The organism is Herbaspirillum sp. ST 5-3 (genome assembly GCF_004804275.1).
GTDB lineage: Bacteria > Pseudomonadota > Gammaproteobacteria > Burkholderiales > Burkholderiaceae_D > Noviherbaspirillum.
In genome coordinates this window covers 97,912-121,100 of sequence record NZ_STGI01000011.1, presented here as the reverse complement: position 1 = coordinate 121,100, position 23,189 = coordinate 97,912, and the positions used below count along the sequence as shown (strand labels likewise).

Sequence of the window (23,189 nt, the reverse complement as noted above, 5' to 3'; positions counted from 1 at the left end):
GTGATTGGGTTATACGGGCTGCATGAACAGGCTGCGTGTATTGAACAGCGGCGATTCGAACGGTTTGTCCGTACCTGCCGCGTGATCGGCGTGATATTGCTCAAGACGCCGGACTTCATTGCACGAACCCAGGATCACTGGAATGCGCTGATGCAGATTGGATGGTTTGACTTCGAGTATGCGTTCGTAGCCGGTGGAGGCGAGTCCGCCTGCCTGTTCCACGATCATGCTCATCGGATTGGCTTCGTACAGCAGTCGCAGACGGCCGGCCTTGGCCGGATCCTTGCTGTCGCGCGGGTACATGAACAGGCCGCCGCGCATCAGGATGCGATGGATTTCGGCCACCATCGATGCGATCCAGCGCATGTTGAAGTCGGCTTCGCGCGGGCCGGTCCGTCCTGCCACGCATTCCTCGACGTAGCGGCGCACCGGCGGTTCCCAGAAGCGCGCATTGGAGGTGTTGATTGCGAACTCGCACGTATCCGACGGAATGCGAAGGTTAGGATGCGTGAGGATGAACGCGCCGATCTCGCGGTCGAGCGTGAAGCCGTTCACGCCGTCGCCCATGGTCAGCACGATCATCGACACGGGGCCATAGATTGCGTAGCCGGCCGCGACCTGCTGCGTGCCGGGCTGGAGAAAGTCGTCCGCGGCGACCCTTGCCTTGTCATCGGGGGCGCGCAGGATGGAGAAGATCGAACCGACGGACACGTTGACGTCGATATTGGAGGAACCGTCGAGCGGATCGAACACCAGCAGGAAGCGCCCGCGCTTGGACGGATTGGTCACCGGATAGACATCCTCCATTTCCTCCGATGCCATGCCCGCAAGCTGGCCGCCGAGCGCGCAGCTTTCGATGAAGATTTCATTCGAAACGATGTCGAGTTCCTTCTGCGTCTCGCCCTGAACATTGATCTGGGCGGTGCTGCCCAGCCTGCCGTTCAGTGCGCCGCGCGAGATGGCTGACGCGATGTACTTGCATGCGGTCTGTACATCGTTGAGCAATGCCGTCAGGTCGGTATCGGCGGTCTCGAGCCGGTTCTGCTGCTCGATGATGAACTTGCTGAAGGTGGTGCGTCCGTTGGGCATGGTGTCTCCAATTATTATGTTATATATCTCAATATAACTAACTAGGTAAATAATATACAGTCAGATGTTTTTAAGGTGAATATAAATTCCGCTTATCGAACGCCGGCCTTGTCGGTGTCGGAGTCACGTTCCTTGCCATAGCAAAAAGGCAGCTCATTTTGTTAACGCCGCATAGAGCGCCGGCAACTTCTCGGGCAGGCGCGCGATGTTATCCAGAACCATCGCATGGCTTCTGCCGAAAATGCGCTCGACATAATCGTCCGCCTGCGGATCGAGACTCAGGCAGAAGGTCGTGACGCCCGCGCGCCGCGCTTCCTCGACGGCCTTCTTCGCGTCCTGGCGCAAGTACTGCGGATCGCGTTCGTCCACATCCGCCGGCGCGCCATCGGTCAGCACCAGGATCAGTTTCTGCCGTTGTGGCTGCTTTTGCATCAGGTGCGTCGCATGCCGCAAGGCTGCGCCCATGCGCGTGGACAGCTCGGCGCGCATGCCGCACAGGCGGCCTTTCGCTGCCGCGTCGTAAGCCTGCTTGAAATCCTTGAAACGACGGTAGTGCACCGCGTGCCTGCTGTCCGACTGGAAACCATGGATCGCAAACGGATCGCCGATGCGTTCGAGCGTGTCCGCAGTCAGGGCGGTCGCCTCCAGCGCGAGGTCGATGATGCGTTGCTCCGAACCGGCAAGCTTCTCGTTCGCCGATTCCGACAGGTCCAGCAGGATCAGCACCGCGATATCGCGCACCGAACGCTTGTGACGCAGCATGAAGCGGCTGTCGGGCATCTGGCCGCGTTGCAGGTCGGTCCATGCATCGAGTACGGCATTCAGGTCGATCTCGTCGCCGTCCTCCTGCTTGCGCAGGCGCTGCACGCCTTGCGGTTGCATGGCTTCGATCAGGCGATGCAGCCGCCCGATCAAGGGCTTGTGACGTGCAAGAATGGCATCGATGCGCGCGGCATCGCCCGGGGCGGGAAGCGACTCGATGATCTGCGCCCAGGCGGGGCGCTGCATCTGGATGCGATAGTCCCACTCGGGATAGGGCAGTGGAGCCGCCTGCGCCTGCGCGCCTTCGATGGCGTTATACGAGACGCCACGGTCTTCATAGGGAAAGAGTTCGCTCTTCAGTACCCAGACCTCTTGCGCGTCGTCGCCGGCCGTCTCGGTATCGATCTCGTTGACGAACTCCATCAGGTTCACGTGCCGGCGCTGCTGGCGCGAGAAGCGGTATCGCTCTTCCAGCGCGGCGCGCGTGTCATAGCCACGGTATTCCCAAGTATGGCGGTTGTCATCGCGATAAGGTGCTGACCGGACGGCATCGGCCGCACGGAAGACGACGGGGAGGGCGGAGAGTCTTTCGGCCAACGCGAGTCCGATGTCGTGCGAGACGAGATTGCTGCGCAAGTCCCGGTGCGCTCGCGCAAAGCGCGACCGCGCATCGGCGACGATCGCATCGTCATCGACATACGCCGGATCGAGCAGTACGCGCGCCACACGGTCAAGGTAGTCGCCGAGGGTGGCGCATTGTGCCGGGCTTGCCGCGTGCAGTCGCGACCACAGCAGGCGCAAGTTGGGAAAATGCTGCATGGCGAGCGCTTCTACGCGCGCATCTTCCACCACATCGACGGCCGCAATCTGCAATGGGCTCAGACCTTCCGCAGAAAGCCGGTCGGTGGTGTAGACGACATGCGCCGCAGCATGCACCGCCGCAGCGCGATAGATGTCGAGTCCGCCGACATCGCCGACGTCATCGTAGGCGTCGGGCAAGTGGATCAGGTATTCATCGATGGTAGGCCGATAGCCGTTGCGCGACTCGAAATCGCCTGCGGTCGGGCGCATGATGAAATCGCGGCCGAACAGGGCGCGCAGGTACATGCCGATGCGCCGGTGCACATCGACAAACAGCGTCCCGCGCCGCTCCTGTTGCAGGATGGCGAGCGATTCCGCGCTGTCGAGGCCGAAGTAGCGCATCTGATCGTCGAAATGCGTGCGATGCGCCTGAATGCCCCACTGCGCCCAGCGCCGCAGCCCGCCGAGCGTGAGCTGGCCGAGCAGGGTATCCAGCCTGTCGAGCATCGGCCGCAGCGCGCGCGGGGCGTTGGCCGAGATGTGATGGATCAGCGACAGATAGCCATGAAACACTTCAGCGTCGCCGAGCCGGGAAGCGGCAAGGGGCGCCGTTTCCAGCAGTCTCTCGATCACGGCGCCGCTGGTTTTTGAAGCCAGCCGCAAGGCTTCCTGCACCAGTTCGTCGAGCACATCCTCGCCCAGTTCGCGCGCAATCGACGGTGCCGCATTGATGAATGCGAGAGCAAGGCCGTCTCCGCGCCCGAGTCGGCACAGGGCGGCAATGCCGGCGTGATATGACAGCAGGCCGTGCGGCGTGAACGCCTTCGCTGCCTGCGCGGCAGACGCATCGATCGCGTCCTGGACCTTGCCCGGTAGCTCGCTGATGTCGGTTTGCGCGGCCAGCATGGTTCGTTGTCAGAAATAGGTAGTGACAGCGGCGTCGAGTGCGTCGCGCATGTCAGGATCATCGGTGAGCGGCCGCACCAGTGCCATGCGACAGGCGTCGAGCGGCTTGATGCCCTTGGCAATCAGGGAACCTGCGTACACCAGCATGCGCGTGGAGATGCCTTCGTCCAGTCCATGACCTTTCAGGTTGCGACCCCGTTCGGCGATGCCGACCAGGCGGTTCGCGATGTCCTCGTCCACGCCGGTTTCATGCACGATCACTTCCAGTTCGACCTGCTTCGCGGGATAGTCGAAATCGAGCGCGCAGAAGCGTTGCTTTGTCGATTGCTTGAGGTCCTTCATCAGGCTTTGATAGCCCGGGTTGTAGGAGATCACGATCTGGAAATCGGGATGGGCGCGCACCAGTTCGCCCTTCTTGTCGAGCGGCAGCACACGCCGACTGTCCGTCAACGGGTGGATGACGACCGTCGTGTCCTGGCGCGCTTCCACCACTTCGTCGAGATAGCAGATCGCGCCATGACGCGCAGCCAGTGCCAGCGGGCCATCCTGCCAGTGCGTACCTTCGGCACCGAGCAGGAAGCGCCCGACCAGATCGGATGCCGTCATGTCTTCATTGCAGGCGACGGTGATCAGCGGCCGGTCCAGGCGCCACGCCATGTATTCGACAAATCGGGTCTTTCCGCAGCCGGTCGGTCCCTTGAGCATCATCGGCATGCGGGCCGAATAGGCGGCCTCGTACAAGGCGATCTCGTCGCCGGTGGCGCGGTAATAAGGCTCTTCCCGAAAACGGTATTGTGCGATCGGATCAGTCATGATGCGGTTTAAAAAAAGCTGCGACGGGACGGCATGTCCCGCCGCCCAAAAGAGGCCTGCTGCGACAGAAAAAAGGGACGCAGCAACCTCGCCCGAAAATGTTGCCGTTCTCGGTCAGACAGTCTTGCCGCGGTACACCACCATCGACGCGCCCTGGCTCTGCTTGAAGTTGTCGTAGCCGATCAGCCGCACGTGATGATTCGGATTGGCGCGATGGCAGGCTTCGGCCTCGGCCAGGATGGCACTGACATCGGTTTCGCCGAACATCGGCAGCTTCCACATGTACCAGTAATGGTCGAAGGCGTTTTCCGGCTCGCTATGTTCGATGGCCGGATTCCAGCCCTTGCTCACCAGGTAGGCGACCTGCTTGCGGATGCGTTCGTCATCCATCTCCGGCAGGTAGGAAAAGGTTTCGAACTTGCGGCTGGCCGGGTCGGACAGGCGCGATTTGTAGTCTTGCATTTCACTCATTTGATATCTCCGATGCTGTTTCTTTGCGAGCGATGGCTGCGCTTGTTTGTGCTTACTTGTGCACCACGTCCAGCTTATCGACCGTGTCGAATTCGAACTTGATTTCCTTCCATGTTTCCATCGCCGCTCTCAGTTCAGGAGAGTGCTTGGCGGCAGCGATCAGGATGTCCTTGCCTTCCTTCTCGACTTCGCGGCCCTGGTTGCGCGCTTCCACGCAGGCTTCCAGTGCCACGCGATTCGCCGCCGCGCCGGCCGCATTGCCCCATGGATGGCCGAGCGTTCCGCCGCCGAACTGCAGCACCGAGTCGTCGCCGAAGATGGAAACCAGCGCCGGCATGTGCCACACGTGAATGCCGCCGGATGCCACCGGGAACACGCCCGGCATCGAACCCCAGTCCTGATCGAAGAAAATGCCGCGGCTGCGGTCTTCTTCCACGAAGCGTTCACGCATCAGGTCGATCCAGCCCAGCGTTGCCTGGCGGTCGCCTTCGAGCTTGCCGACCACGGTGCCGGAGTGCAGGTGATCGCCGCCCGACAGGCGCAGGATCTTGGTCAGCACGCGGAAGTGGATGCCGTGGTGCGGATTGCGGTCGAGTACGGCGTGCATCGCGCGATGGATATGCAGCAGCATCCCGTTGTCGCGGCACCAGTTGGCCAGGCCGGTATTGGCGCAGAAGCCGCCGGTGATGTAGTCGTGCATGATGATCGGCGCGCCGATCGATTTGGCGTACTCTGCGCGTTTGTACATTTCTTCCGGTGTCGGCGCGGTCACATTCAGGTAGTGGCCCTTGCGTTCGCCGGTTTCCTTCTCGGCCTTGTGGATCGCTTCCATCACGAAGTCGAAACGGTCGCGCCAGCGCATGAAGGGTTGGCTGTTGACGTTCTCGTCATCCTTGGTGAAGTCCAGACCGCCGCGCAGGCATTCATAGACGGCGCGACCGTAGTTCTTGGCGGACAGGCCGAGCTTGGGCTTGATGGTGCAGCCGAGCAGCGGACGGCCGTACTTGTTCATCTTGTCGCGTTCCACCTGGATGCCATTCGGCGGGCCGCCGCAGGTTTTGACATAAGCGATGGGGAAGCGCACGTCTTCCAGGCGCAGCGCGCGGATTGCCTTGAAGCCGAACACGTTGCCGACCAGCGAGGTAAAGACGTTGACGACCGAGCCTTCTTCGAACAGGTCCATCGGGTAAGCGATGAATGCGTAGAAGCAAGTGTCGTCGCCGGGCACATCCTCGATGCGATAGGCACGGCCCTTGTAGTAGTCGAGGTCGGTCAGCAGGTCGGTCCACACCGTGGTCCAGGTGCCGGTCGAGGATTCGGCCGCGACGGCGGCTGCGGCTTCTTCGCGGTCCACACCCGGCTGCGGCGTGATCTTGAAGCAGGCAAGGATGTCGGTGTCCTTGACGGTATAGAAAGGCTCCCAATAGGTGCTGCGATATTCCTTCACACCCGCGCTGTACTTCTTGACAGTCATCTGCCACTCCTTGATTGATGGGTTATCGTGAACTGCTGCGATGACGGAAGTGTATGCAGGTGGATGAATAAAGAAAATTCAATAATAATTAGGGTATAAGTAAGGTTATGCTTAAGTAATGCCACGTGAAAATTTTCCGGAGTGATGATGAGAAACCTGACGATGCGCCAGTTGCAGATTTTCAGTGTTGCGGCGCGGCACCTGAGTTTTGTGCGGGCGTCCGAAGAGCTTTTCCTGACGCAGCCGGCAGTGTCGATGCAGATACGCCAGCTGGAAGAATCGGTCGGCATGCCTTTGTTCGACAAGATCGGCAAAAAGATGTACCTGACCGAAGCGGGCAGGCAGCTGGAGCGCACCGCGCATGAAGTGCTGGGTGCGATTAAGAACGCGCAGGACAGTCTTGCCGCGCTGACCGGATTGCGCGCCGGCCTGGTGACGGTGGCGCTGGTCAGCACGGCGAAGTATTTCGTACCGAAACTGATTGCGCTGTTCAGGCAAAGTCATCCCGAGATCGAATTGCGCATCACCGTCAGCAATCGCGAAAACCTGATCCAGCTCCTGCACAACAACGAGATCGATCTCGCGATCATGGGGCGGCCGCCGCAGGAGATGGACGTGCTGTCGTTTCCGCTGGCGCGACATCCGCACGTGATCATCGCATCACCCGATCATCCCTTGGCTGCGCGGCGCAGGATCAAGGCGGCGGATCTGAGCGAGGAGACGTTTCTGATTCGGGAAGAGGGATCGGGTACCCGGCTGGCGATGGAGAGCTTTTTCAGCGAGCAGCAGATACAGCCGAAACGCGGCATGGTCATGGGCAGCAATGAAACCATCAAGCAGGCGGTGATCGCCGGCCTTGGCCTTGGCTTCATTTCGCTGCATACGCTGGCACTGGAACTGAAGGCAGGCGAACTGGCTGTGCTCGACGTGAAGGGCATGCCGATGATGCGGACCTGGTATGCGGCGCACCTGCGCAACAAGCACCTGTCGCCGGCCACGGCCGCGTTCAAGGAATTCATCATCGCCCAGGCCGGACCTTATCTCGACTCCGCCTTTGCCGAGACCTCGGTCCAGGTGCGCAACAAGCTGACGCGCGAGGAGCGGCGGGTACAAGGCGGAGAAGCGGTGAAGGCCGGACAGTGACTCGGGCGCGTCGTTACGGCGATGCGGTCGACGCCGGAACATTGGCGGGGGATGAAACCGGCGTGGTCAAGGATCGGTTGCAGGTTGGTTGTTGCGATGCACAATCAAAAAGATTTGCAAAGATTCGTAGAATTTGTTTATATGCGCACTTACACATATAAAGAAATTTCGACGAACATGGACAAGAATCTCGCAAAAGGGCAGATGCAGGAGCTGTTTGAAGAAGTCTCGAACTACTTCTTTCTGCTCTCCGAACCGACACGGCTCAAGATTCTTCATGCACTGTGCGGCGGCGAACGTCCGGTAGGCGAGATCGTGTCGGAAATCGAGTCGACCCAGGCCAACGTATCGCGCCAGCTGAACATGCTGTATCGCGCGAAGATCCTGGCTCGGCGCAAGGACGGCACCCAGGTTTATTACCGCATCGACGACCAGAACACGGTCGACGTGTGCCGCACGGTTTGCGGAAAGATGTCGGTCAAACTGGCGAATAACAAGACACTGGACAAGGACGCCGTCGACAGCTTCATGGCCGGGGGCGAGTAAGAATCCGATCCGGAATCTATTTTCCGGATTTATTTTTGCCTTAAATATTAAGATGTAGCTATATAGTTTTATACAAGATCAAAAGATTCAACAATTCTACGAGGATGACGCTGCATGTCTCATGAAATCAAAAAGACGGGCCGGATACTTCGAGCGCCCGAAAATTTCGTCGACAGCCGGCTTGCTGAGGAGATCAGCAAGGACGGCATGAACAAGGAACGGCGCGGCTTCTTGCGCCGCAGCTTCCTGGCCGCCAGCGCGGCCATGGCCAGCGGCACGGCCCTGGCCCAGGCCGCGGCCAGCAGTTTCGAAGGGGATAGCAATATCCTGACCTTGCCCGAGCATGCGAAAACGCTGGGCAAGCCGGTCGCGACCAATGCCTATGGCATGCCTTCGAAGTTTGAAACCAATCTGCTGCGTCGCGAATCGCCGGGCCTGACCCGCGTGTCGGCGGCGTCGGTGGCGTTCACGCCGCTGCAGGGCCTGTTCGGCATCATCACGCCGAGCGGCCTGCATTTCGAGCGCCATCATCAAGGCTGGTATGACGTCGATCCGAGCAAGCATCGCTTCATGATCAACGGCATGGTGAAGAATCCCAAGGTCTACACCATGGACGATCTGATGCGCATGCCTTCCGTATCGCGCATGCACTTCATCGAATGCGGCGCCAATACCGCGATGGAGTGGGGCAACGTCGCGGTGCCGACCGTGCAGTATTCGCACGGCATGCTGAGCTGCAGCGAATTCACCGGCGTGCCGCTCTCCTATCTGCTGGAAGACTGCGGCTACGACAAGAAGAATGCCAGGGTAGTGCTGGCCGAAGGTTCGGACGGCTCGGCCATGACACGCACCATCTCGATCGACCGCGCGCTGGATGACGTGCTGGTCGTGTGGGGCATGAACGGCGAAATGCTGCGCCCTGAAAACGGCTACCCCTTGCGCCTCGTCGTGCCCGGCGTGCAGGGCGTGTCCTGGGTGAAGTGGCTGCGCCGCATCGAGGTCGGCGACAAGCCTTACGCCACCAAGGACGAAGCAATCCACTACATCGACGCGATGCCGGACGGGACCTTCCGCCAGTACACCTCGATCCAGGAAACGAAATCCGTCATCACCACGCCATCCGCCGGGCAGACGCTGCTCGACAAGGGTTTCTACAACATTACCGGTCTCGCATGGTCGGGTCGCGGCAAGATCAAGCGCGTCGATGTGTCGGTCGACGGCGGCCGCAATTGGCGCACCGCGCGCCTGGAGACGCCCGTGCTGTCGAAGTGCCTCACCCGCTTCAACATCGACTGGGTATGGGACGGCTCGCCGGTCGTGCTGCAGTCGCGTGCGATCGATGAAACCGGCTATGTGCAGCCGAAGATCAATGAACTGCGCGCGGTTCGCGGAACGAAATCCATCTATCACAACAATGCGATCCAGTCGTGGAAGGTCGCCGAATCCGGAGAGGTGTCGAATGTCCAGGTTTATTAATTCCATCGCCGCCCTGGCGCTGGCGGTAACGAGCGGCCTGGCGTTCGCCGAGAAGTTTCCCAATATCGGTCGTACCGCGACCGAGAAGGAAATCGCGGCGTGGGATATCGACGTGCGCCCTGACTTCAAGGGCCTGCCGAAAGGATCGGGTACGGTTGCCAAGGGCCAGCAGGTGTGGGAAGGCAAATGCGCCAGCTGCCACGGCACCTTCGGCGAATCCAATGAGGTGTTCACGCCCATCATCGGCGGCACCACGCCGGACGACATCAAGACCGGGCGCGTGGCCGCGCTCGTCACCGGCCGCCAGCCGCAGAAGACCACGATCATGAAGGTCGCCACTGTCTCGACCCTGTGGGACTACATCAACCGCGCCATGCCGTGGACCGCACCGAAGTCGCTGTCGACCGAAGAGGTCTATTCGGTGCTCGCCTACATTCTCAACATGGCGGAAATCGTTCCCGATGATTTCACGCTGTCGAACGAGAACATCGCCGACGTGCAGAAGCGCATGCCGAACCGCAACGGCATGACGACCAATCACGGCATGTGGGACATCCATGGCAAGCCGGACGTCAAGAGCGTCGCCTGCATGAAGAATTGCCCGGTTGACGAAAAGATCCACTCGACTTTGCCCGACGTATCGCGCAATGCGCATGGCAACGTCGCGCAGCAGAACCGCGCCTTCGGCCCGGTTCGTGGCGTCGATACGACCAAGCCGGCGTCGACCGGACCGTTGTCGGCTGCGAAGGCCGCGACGGCGAGCGCCGCCGGCGCAACCAGCGCCGCCGAACCGGAAGGCCTTGCGATGGCGAAGAAGAACGCGTGCGTCGCCTGCCATGGTGTGGAGAACAAGATCGTGGGGCCGGGCTTCAATGAGATTGCCGCGAAATACAAAGGCAATGCAACGGCGGAGTCCGCCCTGATCGGCAAGGTCAAGAGCGGCACCAGCGGCGTGTGGGGAGCAGTCCCGATGCCCTCGCAGGCGCATGTCAATGAAGCCGAAATCAAGACCATCGTGTCCTGGATTCTCGCGGGCGCGAAGTAGGCATACAACAGCAAACCATCAAAGCAACATTCGACCAATCACGGAGAGAGCATGAAGCAAGTAGTAATGGCTGCGGCACTGGCCGCCCTGGCGGGCAGCGCGTTCGCGGATTCCGACGGCCTGGCCTTGGCAAAGAAGAGCGGTTGCACCGCTTGCCATGGCGTGAGCAACAAGATCGTCGGCCCGGGTTTCAACGACGTCGCCGCGAAATACAAGGGCAATGCCGGTGCTCAGGCCACGCTGGCAGCCAAGGTCAAGAGCGGCGGCAGTGGCGTATGGGGCCCGATCCCGATGCCGCCGCAGGCGCAGATCAAGGACGACGACGTCAAGACCCTTGTGTCATGGGTCCTGGCCGGCGCGAAGTAAGAGTACTGGCGAACGCCGTGCGCAATGCGATGACGCATGCGGCACGGCATTCGATGCATCAGGGCGAACCAGTGAGACGGCTTGCCTTGTTTTTTTACGATAGGAGAGAGAGATGAATCAAAATCGACGCGACATGTTGCGGATTTCCGCCGTTCTCGGCATGGCGTTTACCGCGGGCCTGCTCAAGGCAAGCGATGTATTTGCAGCGGACTGGAATCAGACGGCATTCGACGCGAAAAGCATCGATGACGTGGTCAAGGCGCTCGGCGGCGACAAGTTCGCGGTCAGCGGCGACGTCGCCATCACCGGGCCGGATATTGCCGAAAACGGCGCCGTGGTCCCGGTATCCGTGAGCAGCAAGGTTCCCAACACGGAATACATGGCCATCCTCGTGGAGAAGAATCCGAGCGCGATGTCGGCCGGCTTCAACATCCCCGCTGGCACGGAAGCTGCCATCAGCACCCGAGTCAAGATGGGCGCCACTTCCAATGTGCATGCACTGGTCAAGGCCGACGGCAAGTGGCTGGTCGCCAGCAAGGAAATCAAGGTCACGCTCGGCGGCTGCGGCGGCTGATCGACATCCGACACCGAATCCATTTTTACGAATTTTCGAAGGAAATCATCATGGCAGATCCAATGCGCATCCGCGCAAGTGCAAACGGCGATGTAGTCGAAGTCAAGATTCTTATGCGTCACGACATGGAAACAGGTCAGCGCAAGGACGCATCCGGCAAGGTCATCCCGGCGCATTACATCAAGACGCTGACCGCCAAGTGCAAGGACAAACTCGTGCTGGACGCGCAGTTCGGCCCCTCCGTATCGAAGGACCCGTTCCTGTCGTTCAAGTTCAAGGGCGGCGCCAAAGGCGACAAGGTCGCCGTGACCTGGATCGACACCAAGGGCGACACGCGCACCGACGAAGGCACGATTTCCTGATTGGACGTAACTGCTGTTTGCATTTCATACCACCGGCAAGAGTGGAGGGAACTCATTCCATAAATAGGAGGGCTCGCGTTTGCACCAGAATCGGTGCTGGCAAGGCGTGCGCCGCGTCAAATAGCGGTGCCTATTTGCAAGAAGCACAACGCTGTCCAGCGCCGATTCTGGTGCGAACCCTCCGGGAAGGTGGCCTGGACGGCGCATTGCGGCGTTGCGCTGCTAGCGCAGGGAACCACCCTGCGCGTCGCACCGCGCCTTGCACTGCATCCGTCCAGGCCACCTTCGCGAGCCCTCCTATTTATGGAATGAGTTCCATACCCGATCAATTTGTACCAAGGAGACAGCATGAACTGGAAAGGCCTCATTTTGGTCGCCATCGCGGCATCCGCGACGGCGGCGTCCGCATCGGCCCAGACTTCCGCAACGGACGAAATCGCGAAGTATCGCCAGATGCTTGCCGATGGCAATCCCGCCGAGTTGTGGGAAATGCGCGGCGAGGAATTGTGGAAAAAGAAAGCGGGCCCGAAGAACGTCTCGCTTGAGCAATGCGATCTGGGCAAGGGCCCGGGCGTCGTCAAGGGCGCCTATGTCGAACTGCCGCGCTACTTCAAGGATGCTGGCAAGGTGATGGACCTTGAGCAGCGGCTGATTCATTGCCGCATGAACCTGCAGGGACTGAGCCGCGAGGAGGCGACGAAGCAGCCGTTCGCCGCGCAAGGCAAGCCGTCGGACATCGAAGCGATCGTGTCGTATATCACGGCCGAATCGCGCGGCATGAAGATGGCAACCCCGACCGATCATCCGGCGGAAAAGGCAGCCTACGAGGCGGGCAAGAAGATCTTCTTCTACCGGGCCGGCGCGCATGACTTTTCCTGCGCCACCTGCCACGGCACCGACGGCCAGCGCATCCGCCTGCAGGAACTGCCCAACATCCTGAACAAGGCAAACGCACAGGCTGCCTACACCACCTGGCCTGCCTACCGCGTCTCGCAGGGCGAAGTTCGCACCATGCAGCATCGCCTGAACGACTGCTTCCGCCAGCAGCGTTTCCCCGAGCCGGGCTATGCATCGGACGCCATCACGGCGCTCACGATGTTCCTGGCAAAGAATGCGGAAGGTGGCGTGTATAACGCCCCGGCGCTCAAGCGATAAGGAGAAACGACATGAAACGTATGAGCATCATGATGGCAGGCGTGCTGGCGATCGCGGGCTGCGCCACTGTGGCGACGGACACCGACTACGGCAAGGCAGCGCTGGCGTTGCTGAAGAACGACTTCAAGTCGAAGGGGCCGGCGACAATGGAACGCATGCTGAACCAGGACGAGGCACAGCGCCTGTGCAGCGAATATCCGTCCGAGCGCCCGAAGGACGTGGCCGCGCAGATCGAAGCAAACCAGATGAAGACGATCAAGTATCCGTCCGACGGCAAGTACCTCGGCAAGTGGCAGGAAGGCGAGAAGATCGCGCAGAACGGCCGTGGCATGCAATCGTCCGACAAGGTCGGCGCGCCGAACGGCGGCAACTGCTACGCCTGCCACCAGATCACCAAGGAAGAAATCTCCTTCGGCAACATCGGGCCCTCGCTGTACAACTACGGCAAGCTGCGCGGAAACAGCGACGAGATCGTGAAGTACACCTGGGGCAAGATCTACAACTCGCAGGCGTATTCGGCGTGTTCCAACATGCCGCGCTTCGGTCACTCCGGCATCTTGACGGAGGCGCAGATCAAGGACGTCATGGCCTTGCTGCTGGATCCCGCCTCTCCCGCAAACAAATAAGCGACAGTCAAACGGGCGGGGCAGTGGGTGCCCTCGCCCGGATCAACCAATTCAGAATTTCGAGGAACAGCAATGGGAATGAATCGGCGTGAATTCATGCATGTCATGGGGATAGCCGCGGCCAGCGGGATGACGCTGAACGCGGGCAGCGCATTCGCCGCGCCTTCCGCAGGCAAGATGTATGACGTGCCGCGCTTCGGCAACGTCCACTTTCTACACTTCACTGACTGCCATGCGCAGCTTCTGCCGATCTATTTCCGCGAACCGAATGTCAACCTCGGCATCGGCGAAGCGATCGGCCGCATGCCGCATCTCGTCGGCGAGAAGTTGCTCAAGCAGGTGGGCGCGCGCCCGAATACGGCTGAGGCTTATGCTTTCTCCTATCTCGACTTCGAAAAAGCCGCGCAGACCTACGGCAAGGTCGGCGGCTTTGCGCACCTGGCCACGCTGGTCAAGCGCATGAAGGCATCGCGTCCGGGCGCATTGCTGCTCGACGGCGGCGATACCTGGCAAGGTTCCGGCACGGCGCTCTGGACGAACGGGCAGGACATGGTCGATGCCTGTCTCGCACTCGGCGTCGATGTGATGACGGCACACTGGGAAATGACGCTGGGCGACAAGCGCGTCAAGGAAATTGTCGAGAAGGATTTCAAGGGCAAGGTCGACTTCGTTGCGCAGAACATCAAGACCACCGATTTCGGCGACCAGGTGTTCGATCCTTATGTGATGAAGGAAATGAACGGCGTGCAGGTCGCCATCATCGGCCAGGCATTCCCGTACACGCCGATCGCCAACCCGCGTTACATGGTGCCGGAATGGAGCTTCGGCATCCAGGACGAGAACATGCAGAAGATGGTCGACGAGGCGCGCGGCAAGGGTGCCAAGGTAGTCGTCGTACTGTCGCACAACGGCATGGACGTGGACATCAAGATGGCCTCGCGCGTGCGCGGCATTGACGCCATCCTCGGCGGCCATACGCATGACGGCATGCCGCAACCGGTGGTTGTCAGCAATGCCGGCGGCAAGACGCTGGTCACCAATGCGGGCAGCAACAGCAAGTTCCTCGGCGTGCTCGACTTCGATGTGCGCGGCGGAAAAATCCGGGACTTCCGCTATCGCCTGATGCCAGTATTCTCCAATTTCCTGCCGGCTGACAAGGAGATGGATGCGCTGATCAAGAAGATTCGCGCGCCGTACGAATCGAAGCTGAACGAAAGGCTCGCGATGACCGAAGGGACGCTCTACCGCCGCGGCAATTTCAACGGCACCTTCGACCAGCTGATCGTCGATGCGCTGATCGATATGAAGGGCGCCGATCTCGCATTTTCGCCGGGATTCCGCTGGGGCACCTCGCTGCTGCCCAACAGCGCGATCCTGATGGAACATCTGATGGACCAGACCGCGACGACCTATTCGTACAGCACGCTGACCGAAATGACCGGCGCGACCATCAAGAACGTGATGGAAGACGTCGCCGACAATCTGTTCAATCCGGATCCGTACTATCAGCAGGGCGGCGACATGGTGCGCGTGGGTGGCATGACCTACGCCATCGATCCGCGCGCCAAGATGGGATCGCGCATCCAGGACATGCGACTGAACGGCAACCCGATCGAAGCCGGCAAGACCTACAAGGTTGCGGGCTGGGCACCTGTCGCGGAAGGTGCAAGCGGCGAGCCAGTGTGGGAAGTGGTGGCGAAGTGGCTGCGCGACAAGAAGACCGTCGCGCCGCGCAAGCTCAACACCCCGCGCATCATCGGCATGGACGGCAACCCCGGCATTGCGATCTGATATCTGGAGAAAAACATGAGAACGAAACGATTTGCGAGCGCACTGATCTTCCTGACGGTCTTTTCATTGGCCGGCGTGCATGCATGGGCCGCAGACGCTGCGCAAGTGCCCGAGGTCAAGCGCACCAAACAAGCCTTGTATCTTGATGCGCCGGAAGCCTACGCACTCAAGCAGAAGCTCGGCGACAAGGCTTTCATGGTCGACGTGCGCACGCGGGCGGAAGTGTCCTACCTCGGCATGCCGACCGTGGCCGATGCCAATATTCCTTACGTCGAGCACCCTGACGATGCGCCCTGGGACGACAAGGCGGGACGCTTCAAGCTTGAGCCGAATAATGATTTCGGGCCCGAGCTTGGTCGCCGTCTCGCGGACAAGGGACTCGGCAAAGACGACACTATCATTCTCATGTGCCGTTCGGGAGATCGCAGCGCGCGTGCGGCGAACCTGCTCAACGATCTCGGCTATCGCAAGGTCTATACCGTCATCGACGGTTATGAGGGCGATCTCGCGAAGGACGGCACGAAGGCGGGGCAGCGGGCGGTGAACGGCTGGAAGAATGCCGGCCTTCCGTGGACCTACAAGCTGGACAAGAACAAGTTGTACTTTCCGAAGTTCTGACGGGAGATCGCCGTGCTGAGTCTCCGGAAACTCTTGCTCGGCGCGTGCCTGAGTATTCTTGCCGGCGCCCTGAACGCGGCCGAGCTGCGCGTCGGCGATACGCCCGTATTGCCGGCCGTTCGTTCCATCGACGGCAAGACCATCGATGCCGCCACATTGCGTGGCAAATTGCTGGTGGTCAGCTATTTTTCATCCGGCTGCCCATTCTGCATGAATGAAGCGCCCAAGCTGCAGAAACTCTACCGGGAAAACCGGGACAAGCTGACAGTCATCGGCGTCAACATCGAGCGCAACGATCCGGAACAAGGTGCAAAGACGGAGCGCTGGATCGCGAAGTACAAGCTCTCCTATCCGGTAACCACCGACTTCACCGCATTCGAAAATGCCTTTGGCAGACTGAAAGGCTTGCCGGTCAATCAGGTATTCGACAAGAACGGCAAGGTGCTCAGAATCGACATTGGTGAGATTTTTGACGAAGACTTCGATGATATCGCGCGCCTGGCTCGTTAGATTAGGCATAGTTGCGGCCCTCCTGCCGGCGCTTTCCGCACTGCTTTTCCTGTTGTTCAGTGCACGAGCGGCGACGGCATCCGACGTCTCCGTCGAACTTCCGGCCCCGATCGACTTGAGTCAGGACGGCAGTGTGGCGAAGCAGCGCGGCAAGCCGGTGGTGATTCTGTTCTCGCTCCCGGGATGTTCATTCTGCAATGTCGTGCGGCGCAACTATCTCGCGCCGCTGCTGCGCGATCTGCCGGAGCAACAGCGCCCGGTCATCCGTGAAGTGCAAGTCAACGGCGGCAGCATGCTCATCGGCTTTCACCGGGAGCGGATCAGCCAGCACGCGCTGGCGAGCAGTTACGACATTCGATTTGCGCCGACGGTGGTGATGCTCGATAGCGCCGGCCGAATCCTGACAGCCCCGATCGTCGGTGGCGACACGGTAGGGCTCTATGGCGGATATCTGGACAATGCTTTCGCCGAGGCCGCACGCAAGCTGGCGCATGCGCGAGATACGGAACACAGAGAAACAAAGGGAGGAAGACCATGAAAGTTCAGTACAAACTCGCAGTCACGCTCGCATTTTTCGCAAGCGCCGGTACTTACGCGGCGGAAGCAACTTACGCAATCAAATTGATGACCCCGGAAACGGCGCTCAAGGCAGCGCAGGCCGGCTTGAAAAAATGCCGCGACGGCGGCTATCAGGTGGCCATCGCCGTGGTCGATCGCACTGGGCAGACGCAGGTCGTCCTGCGCGATCGCTTCGCCGGCATGCATACGCCGGAAGCCGCGGTCAACAAGGCATGGACGGCGGTCAGCTTCAAGTCCAACACCAGCCAGTTCGCGGAATCGACGCAGAGCGGCAAGGAATCCAGCGGCATCCGCAGCATCCCGCGCGTGCTCGCCATCGGCGGCGGCCTGATGATCGAGGCAGGCGGCACCTTGTATGGAGGCATCGGCGTGTCCGGCGCACCGAACGGCAGTGCGGATGATGCGTGCGCCAAGGCGGGCATCGACGCAATCGCGGAAGAACTGGAGTTCTAAGCTCTCGCATCCATCCGGGCCGCGTTCGCCGGCCCGCTCCCTCATGAAATGCATTCTCGCACCCAATCGCGGCTGATTGCATTGTCAAATTGATCTGAATCACCCTTTCCAGAACGCCAAATTGTCCCTCTAAAACGACCATGATAGGTTCGTGGTTAATCTCATCAGCAGTCGTCGAGAACACATTTCACTCTCAAAAGTAAGAGGACAAGGCCATGGAACTGAGTCGCAGAAAGTTCATGCAGGGTGTCGGTGCGCTTGGCGGGGCGGCTGCCGCTTCGGCATTCAGCTTTCCCACGATCGCCGCAGCAGCGAAAAACGCGAAGAAGGTCAATGGCGCAGCCGGCGCCGTCGACATCCGCAAGATCAAATCCGGTTGCGCGATCTGCCCGAATTTCTGCGGCATCGAAGCAACCGTCGTCAACGGCGTGATCCGCACTATTTACCCGGATGCGGCGCGGGCCGAGTTCTACAATCACGGCATCTGCCCGAAGGGCGCTTCGGGCATGTTCAATACCTACGATCCGTACCGGCTGAAAAAGCCGCTGCGTCGCACCAATCCGAAGAAGGGTCCGCACGAGGATCCGCGCTGGGTCGAAATCAGCTGGGACGAAGCATTCAACACGATTTCCGATCGGCTCAGGAAGTTGCGCGCGGAAGATCCGCGCAAGCTGATCTGGCAGCATGGCCAGGGCAAATATCTGATTCAGGAGCAGTATTGCGAGGCGTGGACCAAGGCTTTCGGCACGCCGAACATGGTGCACCGGACGACCGCGTGTGAAGCGGCACGGCACGTTGCCGACGAATTGACCTGGGCCGGCGGAGGCATCCTGCCCGATCTCAAGCATTCCAAATTGCTGCTCAATTTCGGCGCGAATTACTACGAGGGCGAGCAAGCCTCGCGCTGGCTCGACTGGCAGACCATGCAAAGCATCGACAACAATGGCCTCAAGACCATCGTCGTCGAACCGCGGCTTTCCGGTGTGGCGGGCAAGGCCAATGAATGGGTGCCGGTACGACCCGGCAAGGATGTCGTGATGATCCTGGCAATGGCCAAGGTGATGATCGATGCGGGAACGATCGATGAACCCTTCCTGGTCGATTACACCAATGCGCCGCAACTCGTCGACGCGGCAGGCGTCATCCTCAAGGACAAGGATGGCAAGACGCCGCTGGTGTGGGATACCGTGTCCAGCAGCGCCAAACCGTATGTGCAGGGTGTCAAGCCGGCGCTGAAGGGCACCTATACCGTCGATGGCAAGCCGTTCCGCACCGCCTTCCAGGTGCTGGCAGACAGCATCGCCGACATCACGCCGGAATATGCGCAGGAAGTGGCGGATGTCCCGGCAGCGACGATTACACGCCTCGCGCAGACTTTTGCGAAGGAGGCGCGTATCGGAGAAACCATCGTGATCGACGGGCAGACGCTGCGTTACCGCCCCGCCGTGCTGTACTCCTTCCGCGGCCTGGCCGCCAAGGAGCACGGAGTGCAAGGCTGGCGCACCGGCCTGATCCTGAACATGCTGGTCGGGAACATCGACGCCGTGGGTGGCCTGATGCTCGGCGGCGCGTATGGACGTCCGCAGTACTTTGACGTCAGCAAGTGCGAATACCCGCCCAGCCGCGCCGACCTTGCGCAAAGCGTGTTCTTCCCGTACTCCAATCACCACATTGCGCAGACGCCGAATCTCGTGGTGCAGGATCCGAAGGCATACGGATTGCCGTATCAGCCGGAGATGCAGATCTTCTACGGTACCAACCGGCCGGTGTCGATTCCGAATTCATGGCAGCAGTTCGAAGGCCTGGCAAAAACCTACAACGTCGTCATCGACATCGTGATGAGCGAAAGCGCGTGGTACGCCGATATCGTGCTGCCGGACAAGACCTACCTCGAATCCTGGCATTTCGCGCCGACGCGCGGCACGACCGACACCGGCCATGTCGCGATCCGCCAGCCGATGGCCAATCCCTACAACCTGGAACACGATGCATTCAGCATCATCTGGGAGCTCAGCAAGCGGGTCGGCTTCCGCGATCAGTTTGCCGAGCAATGCAACAAGTCCTGGGGCTTGAAGGAAGTCACCTTCAAGCCGGGGCGCGACTACACGACCCGCGAAGGCGTGGAAACACTCTGGGCCGACAAGGCCAGGAAGGATTTTTCGGTCGCGGTCGAGCAGGGCTTCATCGGCAGCAAGAAGAGCGTCAAGAGCAAGTATCTGTCTGGCGCCGAGGACAAGTTCAAGGGGCCAGGCAAGGCCAAGATGAAGTTCTACGCCGATCAGCTGATCGACACCTATTACAAGGCCGAGGGCATCGTCAAGAAGAACAATCTCGCATCGTTCGACCTGACGAAACTGCGGATAGCCTACTCGCCGTTGCCGACGCGGGAGCATGCGTTCCCGACCCCGCATCGCGAGGCAACGGACTACCCGTTCTACGTCATCACCCATAAACGCATGTATCGCAACCAGTCCGGAAACACCGTCAACAACGTGATCCTGAACCAGGCGATCGGTAGGGATGCGGCGACCAACACCGTGCAGATCAATGCCGCCGCGGCGCGCAAGCTGGGCATCAGGAGCGGTGACGCCGTCACGATCGAAACCCGGGTCGGCAAGATCAAGGGGACCGCGCAGCTGATACAGGGCATCCGCCCCGACACCATCGCCGTCTCCTACCACTACGGACAATGGAGCCCCGGCTACGCGCCGGACGGGCACAACGGGACCGCGATCAATCAGGTGCTGGAGCATCATCCCGACCTGATCTCCGGACATAACTCGTTCAACGATACCAAGTGCAAGCTCTACAAGGCGTAAGGGAGAAGAAAATGACCAAGTTCGTTCGTGTAATCGACACCAAGCGCTGCATGGGCTGCCGCTCCTGCATGGCGGCCTGCGCGGTCGAAAACCATTTCACGCCCGACGCCCCGTGGAATGTGATGATGGAATATGAAGTCGGCACCTATCCGACGGTAAAGAAGATCTACATCCCGATGGGCTGCATGCACTGCGAGCACCCGGCCTGCAAGGCGGCCTGCGACCATACCGGTACCAAGGCGATCAGCAAGAATGAATTCGGCGCCGTGATCATCGACTACGACAAGTGCAACGGCTGCGGCTATTGCGCATCGGTTTGCCCCTATGGCGTACCGCAGGTCAACAAGTCGCTGAAATCCCTGCGGCCAGGCAAGGGACCGATCGGATCCGAAACCTTGTCCGCCGCTGTGCGCCATCCGACGCATCGCAAGAAGGCCAATGTCGCGGAAAAGTGCACCTTCTGCAGCCACAAGCTGGAAAAGGCCGTGGCCAACGGCAAGGTCGATCGTATCGGCAAGGACCAGGAATACACACCGACTTGCGACCTGGTCTGTCCGGTGCAGGCGCGTGTATTCGGTGACATGGACGACCCGAACAGCGAAGTGTCGAAACGCATCAAGGAAGGCAACGCGGTGCAGTTGAAGAAGCAGTTCAACACTTCGCCGCAGGTCTATTACATTCTCGATGAGGGAGCATCGTCATGAAATCGATTCTGACCTTCCTGCTTTGCGTGGCGAGTGCGGCGGTTTTCCAGGGCGCGATCGCGGCCGATGCCGCAGCGAAGAAAACCACCACCAAACCTGTCGCGACCGGCAAGCTCTCCATGGCGGAAAAGGGGTCCTTCCACAAGGTCCATGCGCGCAAGGCCAAGACCGACTGCGAGGATTGCCACAGCAAGGAGCCGCTGGCCGACAATGTGCTGCTGGTGAGCCGCAACAAGCCGCTCGCAAAGGGCTCGCCCGGTCCGGTCGATCCGAAGGAGTGCTATGAGTGTCACCGGCAGAAGAGCAACAAGCTGCCGGTCTATGCGCCGCATTGACCATGGATGAGCACAAGGAGTATGGTGTTCTGGCCCAGGTGCGCAGCCAGGGATACTGGTTGCTTTCCCGGCTGTTCCTGAGAGTGCCGGATGCGCAGCATCTGCGCGAACTGCAGGCAGAGCTTGCGGGCGCCGATACGGACGGCTCGCTGGCCGAGTTGCGACGGGCGGTCGAGGAATCCTTGCGTGCGCCGGACGATGCGGCGGTTGAATTCACCCGTCGCCTCGTCGTCGTGAGCAAGTCGGGCGGAGAGAGTCTGCCCTACGAGTCATTTGTGCGGGATGGCACGGTCCCCGGACCGGCAACGGCGGAGGTCGTCGCCTGCATGGCGGACTGCGGCTTTGCCGAAATTGCACCGGATGCGCCGTCACCCGATCATATCGGCGCGGAACTGAAGTTCATGGCCTTGCTGAGTTGCGAGGAAAGCCAGGCGTGGGAGCAGGGCAGGACGGCCGAAGCAATGCAACTGGTCGCCAGCCAGCGCTCTTTCCTGAATACACATCTCGCTGCATGGGGCCTCGACTACTGCGAAGCGCTCGAGACGCGTGCGGAGCATGCCTACATGAAGGCCGTCGCGCGCATGGCGCGACTATGCCTGCTAGATGATGTCGCGATTGTTGAAGAGAGCTTCCGCGAGCTGGGCGGGACGATCGGTGCAGCGCTCGACTAGTTCCATCAGCCGCGCGGCGCGGAATGCGCTCCAGCTTCATACCAGGTCTTGCTGCCATTGACCACCTTCACGACCAGCAGCATCACCGGCACTTCGATCAGCACGCCGACCACCGTCGCGAGCGCAGCGCCGGACTCGAATCCGAAGAGGCTGATCGCTGCGGCGACCGCCAGCTCGAAAAAGTTCGACGCGCCGATCAAGGCGGAAGGGCATGCTACCGAATGCTTTTCGCCGAGCTTGCGGTTCAGCCAGTACGCGAGCGCCGAGTTGAAGAAGACCTGGATCAGGATCGGCACAGCCAGCAGCGCGATCACGAGCGGCTGCTTGATGATGGCGTCACCCTGGAACGCGAACAGCAGCACCAGCGTCAGCAGCAGCGCGCCAATCGACCACGGCTGGATCTTCCCCATCGCCGCATCGAACACCGCTTGCCCCCTGGCCAGCAGTATTCGCCGCAGCGCCTGCGCGATCAGTACCGGGATGACGATGTACAGGATGACCGACGTGATGAGTGTGTCCCACGGCACGGTAATGCTGGAGACACCCAGCAGCAGGCCGACCACCGGGGCAAACGCAAACACCATGATCAGGTCGTTGACCGCCACCTGCGACAGGGTGAAATACGGATCGCCGTCGGTCAGGCGGCTCCAGACGAAAACCATCGCGGTGCAGGGTGCGGCCGCCAGCAGGATCAGGCCGGCGATATAGCTGTCGATCTGCGCGGCGGGCAGCAGCGGCGCGAACAGAACGCGGATGAAGAGCCATCCCAGCAGTGCCATCGAAAACGGCTTGACCAGCCAGTTGACGAAGAGTGTCACGCCGATCCCTTTGACATGTGCGCGCACCTGGTTCAGGGCGCCGAAGTCGATTTTCAGGAGCATCGGGATGATCATCACCCAGATCAGCAAGCCCACTGGTATATTGACCTTCGCGATTTCCATCGCGCCGACGGCCTTGAAGATGTCGGGCAAACCTTGCCCGAGGAGGATGCCGGCGACGATGCACAAGGCCACCCAGGCGGTCAGATAGCGTTCGAAAAAACTGAGCGGCGCCTTGGCGGCGCGCTTGCCGGTAACTTCACATTGTGCGGACATGATGCT

The 23,189-nt window shown here is 60.5% G+C and carries 24 protein-coding genes; 18 read left to right on the top strand and 6 right to left on the bottom strand.

The window, feature by feature from the left end; genetic code table 11:
* Nucleotides 1-9: 9 nt before the first annotated feature.
* The 5 genes from E6W33_RS19745 to E6W33_RS19725 all read right to left on the bottom strand — a co-directional run bounded on the left by E6W33_RS19745 (nucleotide 10) and on the right by E6W33_RS19725 (nucleotide 6,316).
* Nucleotides 10-1,089 carry a class 1 fructose-bisphosphatase gene (locus E6W33_RS19745; RefSeq protein ID WP_136419039.1) on the bottom strand — a complete coding sequence of 360 codons (1,080 nt, stop codon included), beginning with the start codon at nucleotides 1,087-1,089 and terminating at the stop codon, nucleotides 10-12.
* A 153-nt stretch (nucleotides 1,090-1,242) separates the two neighbouring features.
* The gene (locus E6W33_RS19740) at nucleotides 1,243-3,558 is read right to left on the bottom strand and encodes a VWA domain-containing protein (protein ID WP_136419038.1); all 2,316 of its coding nucleotides are present in this window, start codon (nucleotides 3,556-3,558) and stop codon (nucleotides 1,243-1,245) included.
* Between the two features lie 9 nt (nucleotides 3,559-3,567).
* Nucleotides 3,568-4,371 carry a CbbQ/NirQ/NorQ/GpvN family protein gene (locus tag E6W33_RS19735; protein WP_136419037.1) on the bottom strand — a complete coding sequence of 268 codons (804 nt, stop codon included), beginning with the start codon at nucleotides 4,369-4,371 and terminating at the stop codon, nucleotides 3,568-3,570.
* 114 nt (nucleotides 4,372-4,485) lie between these two features.
* Nucleotides 4,486-4,842, bottom strand: a complete 357-nt coding sequence (locus E6W33_RS19730) for a ribulose bisphosphate carboxylase small subunit (RefSeq protein ID WP_136419036.1) — start codon at nucleotides 4,840-4,842, stop codon at nucleotides 4,486-4,488.
* A gap of 52 nt (nucleotides 4,843-4,894) precedes the next feature.
* Nucleotides 4,895-6,316 (bottom strand): form I ribulose bisphosphate carboxylase large subunit, encoded by a 1,422-nt coding sequence (locus tag E6W33_RS19725; protein ID WP_136419035.1) that lies wholly within the window; start codon nucleotides 6,314-6,316, stop codon nucleotides 4,895-4,897.
* 144 nt (nucleotides 6,317-6,460) lie between these two features.
* On the opposite strand from E6W33_RS19725, the gene E6W33_RS19720 reads away from it, so the two are divergent.
* The 18 genes from E6W33_RS19720 (at nucleotide 6,461) to E6W33_RS19635 (ending at nucleotide 22,089) form a co-directional block, all read left to right on the top strand.
* Nucleotides 6,461-7,459, top strand: coding sequence for a LysR family transcriptional regulator (locus tag E6W33_RS19720; RefSeq protein ID WP_136419034.1), 999 nt, complete (start codon nucleotides 6,461-6,463; stop codon nucleotides 7,457-7,459).
* Nucleotides 7,460-7,636: 177 nt separating this feature from the next.
* Nucleotides 7,637-8,005 carry a metalloregulator ArsR/SmtB family transcription factor gene (locus tag E6W33_RS19715; RefSeq protein WP_247869713.1) on the top strand — a complete coding sequence of 123 codons (369 nt, stop codon included), beginning with the start codon at nucleotides 7,637-7,639 and terminating at the stop codon, nucleotides 8,003-8,005.
* A 114-nt stretch (nucleotides 8,006-8,119) separates the two neighbouring features.
* The gene (soxC, locus tag E6W33_RS19710) at nucleotides 8,120-9,481 is read left to right on the top strand and encodes a sulfite dehydrogenase (RefSeq protein ID WP_136419033.1); all 1,362 of its coding nucleotides are present in this window, start codon (nucleotides 8,120-8,122) and stop codon (nucleotides 9,479-9,481) included.
* Entirely contained in the window at nucleotides 9,465-10,526 is a 1,062-nt protein-coding gene (locus E6W33_RS19705; protein WP_136419032.1) for a c-type cytochrome, read from the top strand. The genes soxC and E6W33_RS19705 overlap by 17 nt, the downstream gene beginning before the upstream one ends.
* Nucleotides 10,527-10,577: 51 nt before the next feature.
* Complete coding sequence (locus E6W33_RS19700) at nucleotides 10,578-10,892, top strand: c-type cytochrome (RefSeq protein WP_136419031.1); 315 nt, start codon at nucleotides 10,578-10,580, stop codon at nucleotides 10,890-10,892.
* Nucleotides 10,893-11,004: 112 nt separating this feature from the next.
* Nucleotides 11,005-11,466 (top strand): thiosulfate oxidation carrier protein SoxY, encoded by a 462-nt coding sequence (soxY, locus tag E6W33_RS19695; RefSeq protein WP_136419030.1) that lies wholly within the window; start codon nucleotides 11,005-11,007, stop codon nucleotides 11,464-11,466.
* A 50-nt stretch (nucleotides 11,467-11,516) separates the two neighbouring features.
* Nucleotides 11,517-11,828 (top strand): thiosulfate oxidation carrier complex protein SoxZ, encoded by a 312-nt coding sequence (gene soxZ / locus E6W33_RS19690; RefSeq protein ID WP_136419029.1) that lies wholly within the window; start codon nucleotides 11,517-11,519, stop codon nucleotides 11,826-11,828.
* Nucleotides 11,829-12,176: 348 nt separating this feature from the next.
* Complete coding sequence (gene soxA / locus E6W33_RS19685; RefSeq protein WP_136419028.1) at nucleotides 12,177-12,983, top strand: sulfur oxidation c-type cytochrome SoxA; 807 nt, start codon at nucleotides 12,177-12,179, stop codon at nucleotides 12,981-12,983.
* A gap of 11 nt (nucleotides 12,984-12,994) precedes the next feature.
* Nucleotides 12,995-13,609, top strand: coding sequence for a sulfur oxidation c-type cytochrome SoxX (soxX, locus tag E6W33_RS19680; protein ID WP_247869712.1), 615 nt, complete (start codon nucleotides 12,995-12,997; stop codon nucleotides 13,607-13,609).
* A 78-nt stretch (nucleotides 13,610-13,687) separates the two neighbouring features.
* On the top strand, nucleotides 13,688-15,400 hold the full coding sequence (gene soxB, locus E6W33_RS19675; RefSeq protein ID WP_136419111.1) for a thiosulfohydrolase SoxB: 1,713 nt from the start codon (nucleotides 13,688-13,690) through the stop codon (nucleotides 15,398-15,400).
* A 15-nt stretch (nucleotides 15,401-15,415) separates the two neighbouring features.
* Nucleotides 15,416-16,018 carry a rhodanese-like domain-containing protein gene (locus E6W33_RS19670; protein WP_136419027.1) on the top strand — a complete coding sequence of 201 codons (603 nt, stop codon included), beginning with the start codon at nucleotides 15,416-15,418 and terminating at the stop codon, nucleotides 16,016-16,018.
* A gap of 12 nt (nucleotides 16,019-16,030) precedes the next feature.
* Nucleotides 16,031-16,528 carry a TlpA disulfide reductase family protein gene (locus tag E6W33_RS19665; protein WP_168798698.1) on the top strand — a complete coding sequence of 166 codons (498 nt, stop codon included), beginning with the start codon at nucleotides 16,031-16,033 and terminating at the stop codon, nucleotides 16,526-16,528.
* Between the two features lie 52 nt (nucleotides 16,529-16,580).
* Nucleotides 16,581-17,066 carry a thioredoxin gene (locus tag E6W33_RS19660; RefSeq protein WP_211097391.1) on the top strand — a complete coding sequence of 162 codons (486 nt, stop codon included), beginning with the start codon at nucleotides 16,581-16,583 and terminating at the stop codon, nucleotides 17,064-17,066.
* A complete protein-coding gene (locus E6W33_RS19655) occupies nucleotides 17,063-17,560 on the top strand; it encodes a heme-binding protein (protein WP_136419024.1) in 498 nt (165 codons plus the stop codon). The genes E6W33_RS19660 and E6W33_RS19655 overlap by 4 nt, the downstream gene beginning before the upstream one ends.
* 215 nt (nucleotides 17,561-17,775) lie before the next feature.
* Nucleotides 17,776-20,379, top strand: coding sequence for a molybdopterin-dependent oxidoreductase (locus tag E6W33_RS19650; RefSeq protein WP_247869711.1), 2,604 nt, complete (start codon nucleotides 17,776-17,778; stop codon nucleotides 20,377-20,379).
* An 11-nt stretch (nucleotides 20,380-20,390) separates the two neighbouring features.
* Nucleotides 20,391-21,083 carry a 4Fe-4S dicluster domain-containing protein gene (locus E6W33_RS19645; RefSeq protein ID WP_136419023.1) on the top strand — a complete coding sequence of 231 codons (693 nt, stop codon included), beginning with the start codon at nucleotides 20,391-20,393 and terminating at the stop codon, nucleotides 21,081-21,083.
* Entirely contained in the window at nucleotides 21,080-21,418 is a 339-nt protein-coding gene (locus tag E6W33_RS19640) for a cytochrome c3 family protein (RefSeq protein ID WP_136419022.1), read from the top strand. Before E6W33_RS19645 ends, E6W33_RS19640 begins: the two co-directional genes overlap by 4 nt.
* On the top strand, nucleotides 21,370-22,089 hold the full coding sequence (locus E6W33_RS19635) for a molecular chaperone TorD family protein (protein WP_168798697.1): 720 nt from the start codon (nucleotides 21,370-21,372) through the stop codon (nucleotides 22,087-22,089). Before E6W33_RS19640 ends, E6W33_RS19635 begins: the two co-directional genes overlap by 49 nt.
* A 5-nt stretch (nucleotides 22,090-22,094) precedes the next feature.
* Here the strand turns inward: E6W33_RS19635 and arsB are convergent, their stop codons facing one another.
* Entirely contained in the window at nucleotides 22,095-23,183 is a 1,089-nt protein-coding gene (arsB, locus tag E6W33_RS19630; RefSeq protein ID WP_136419020.1) for an ACR3 family arsenite efflux transporter, read from the bottom strand.
* Nucleotides 23,184-23,189 lie beyond the last annotated feature (6 nt).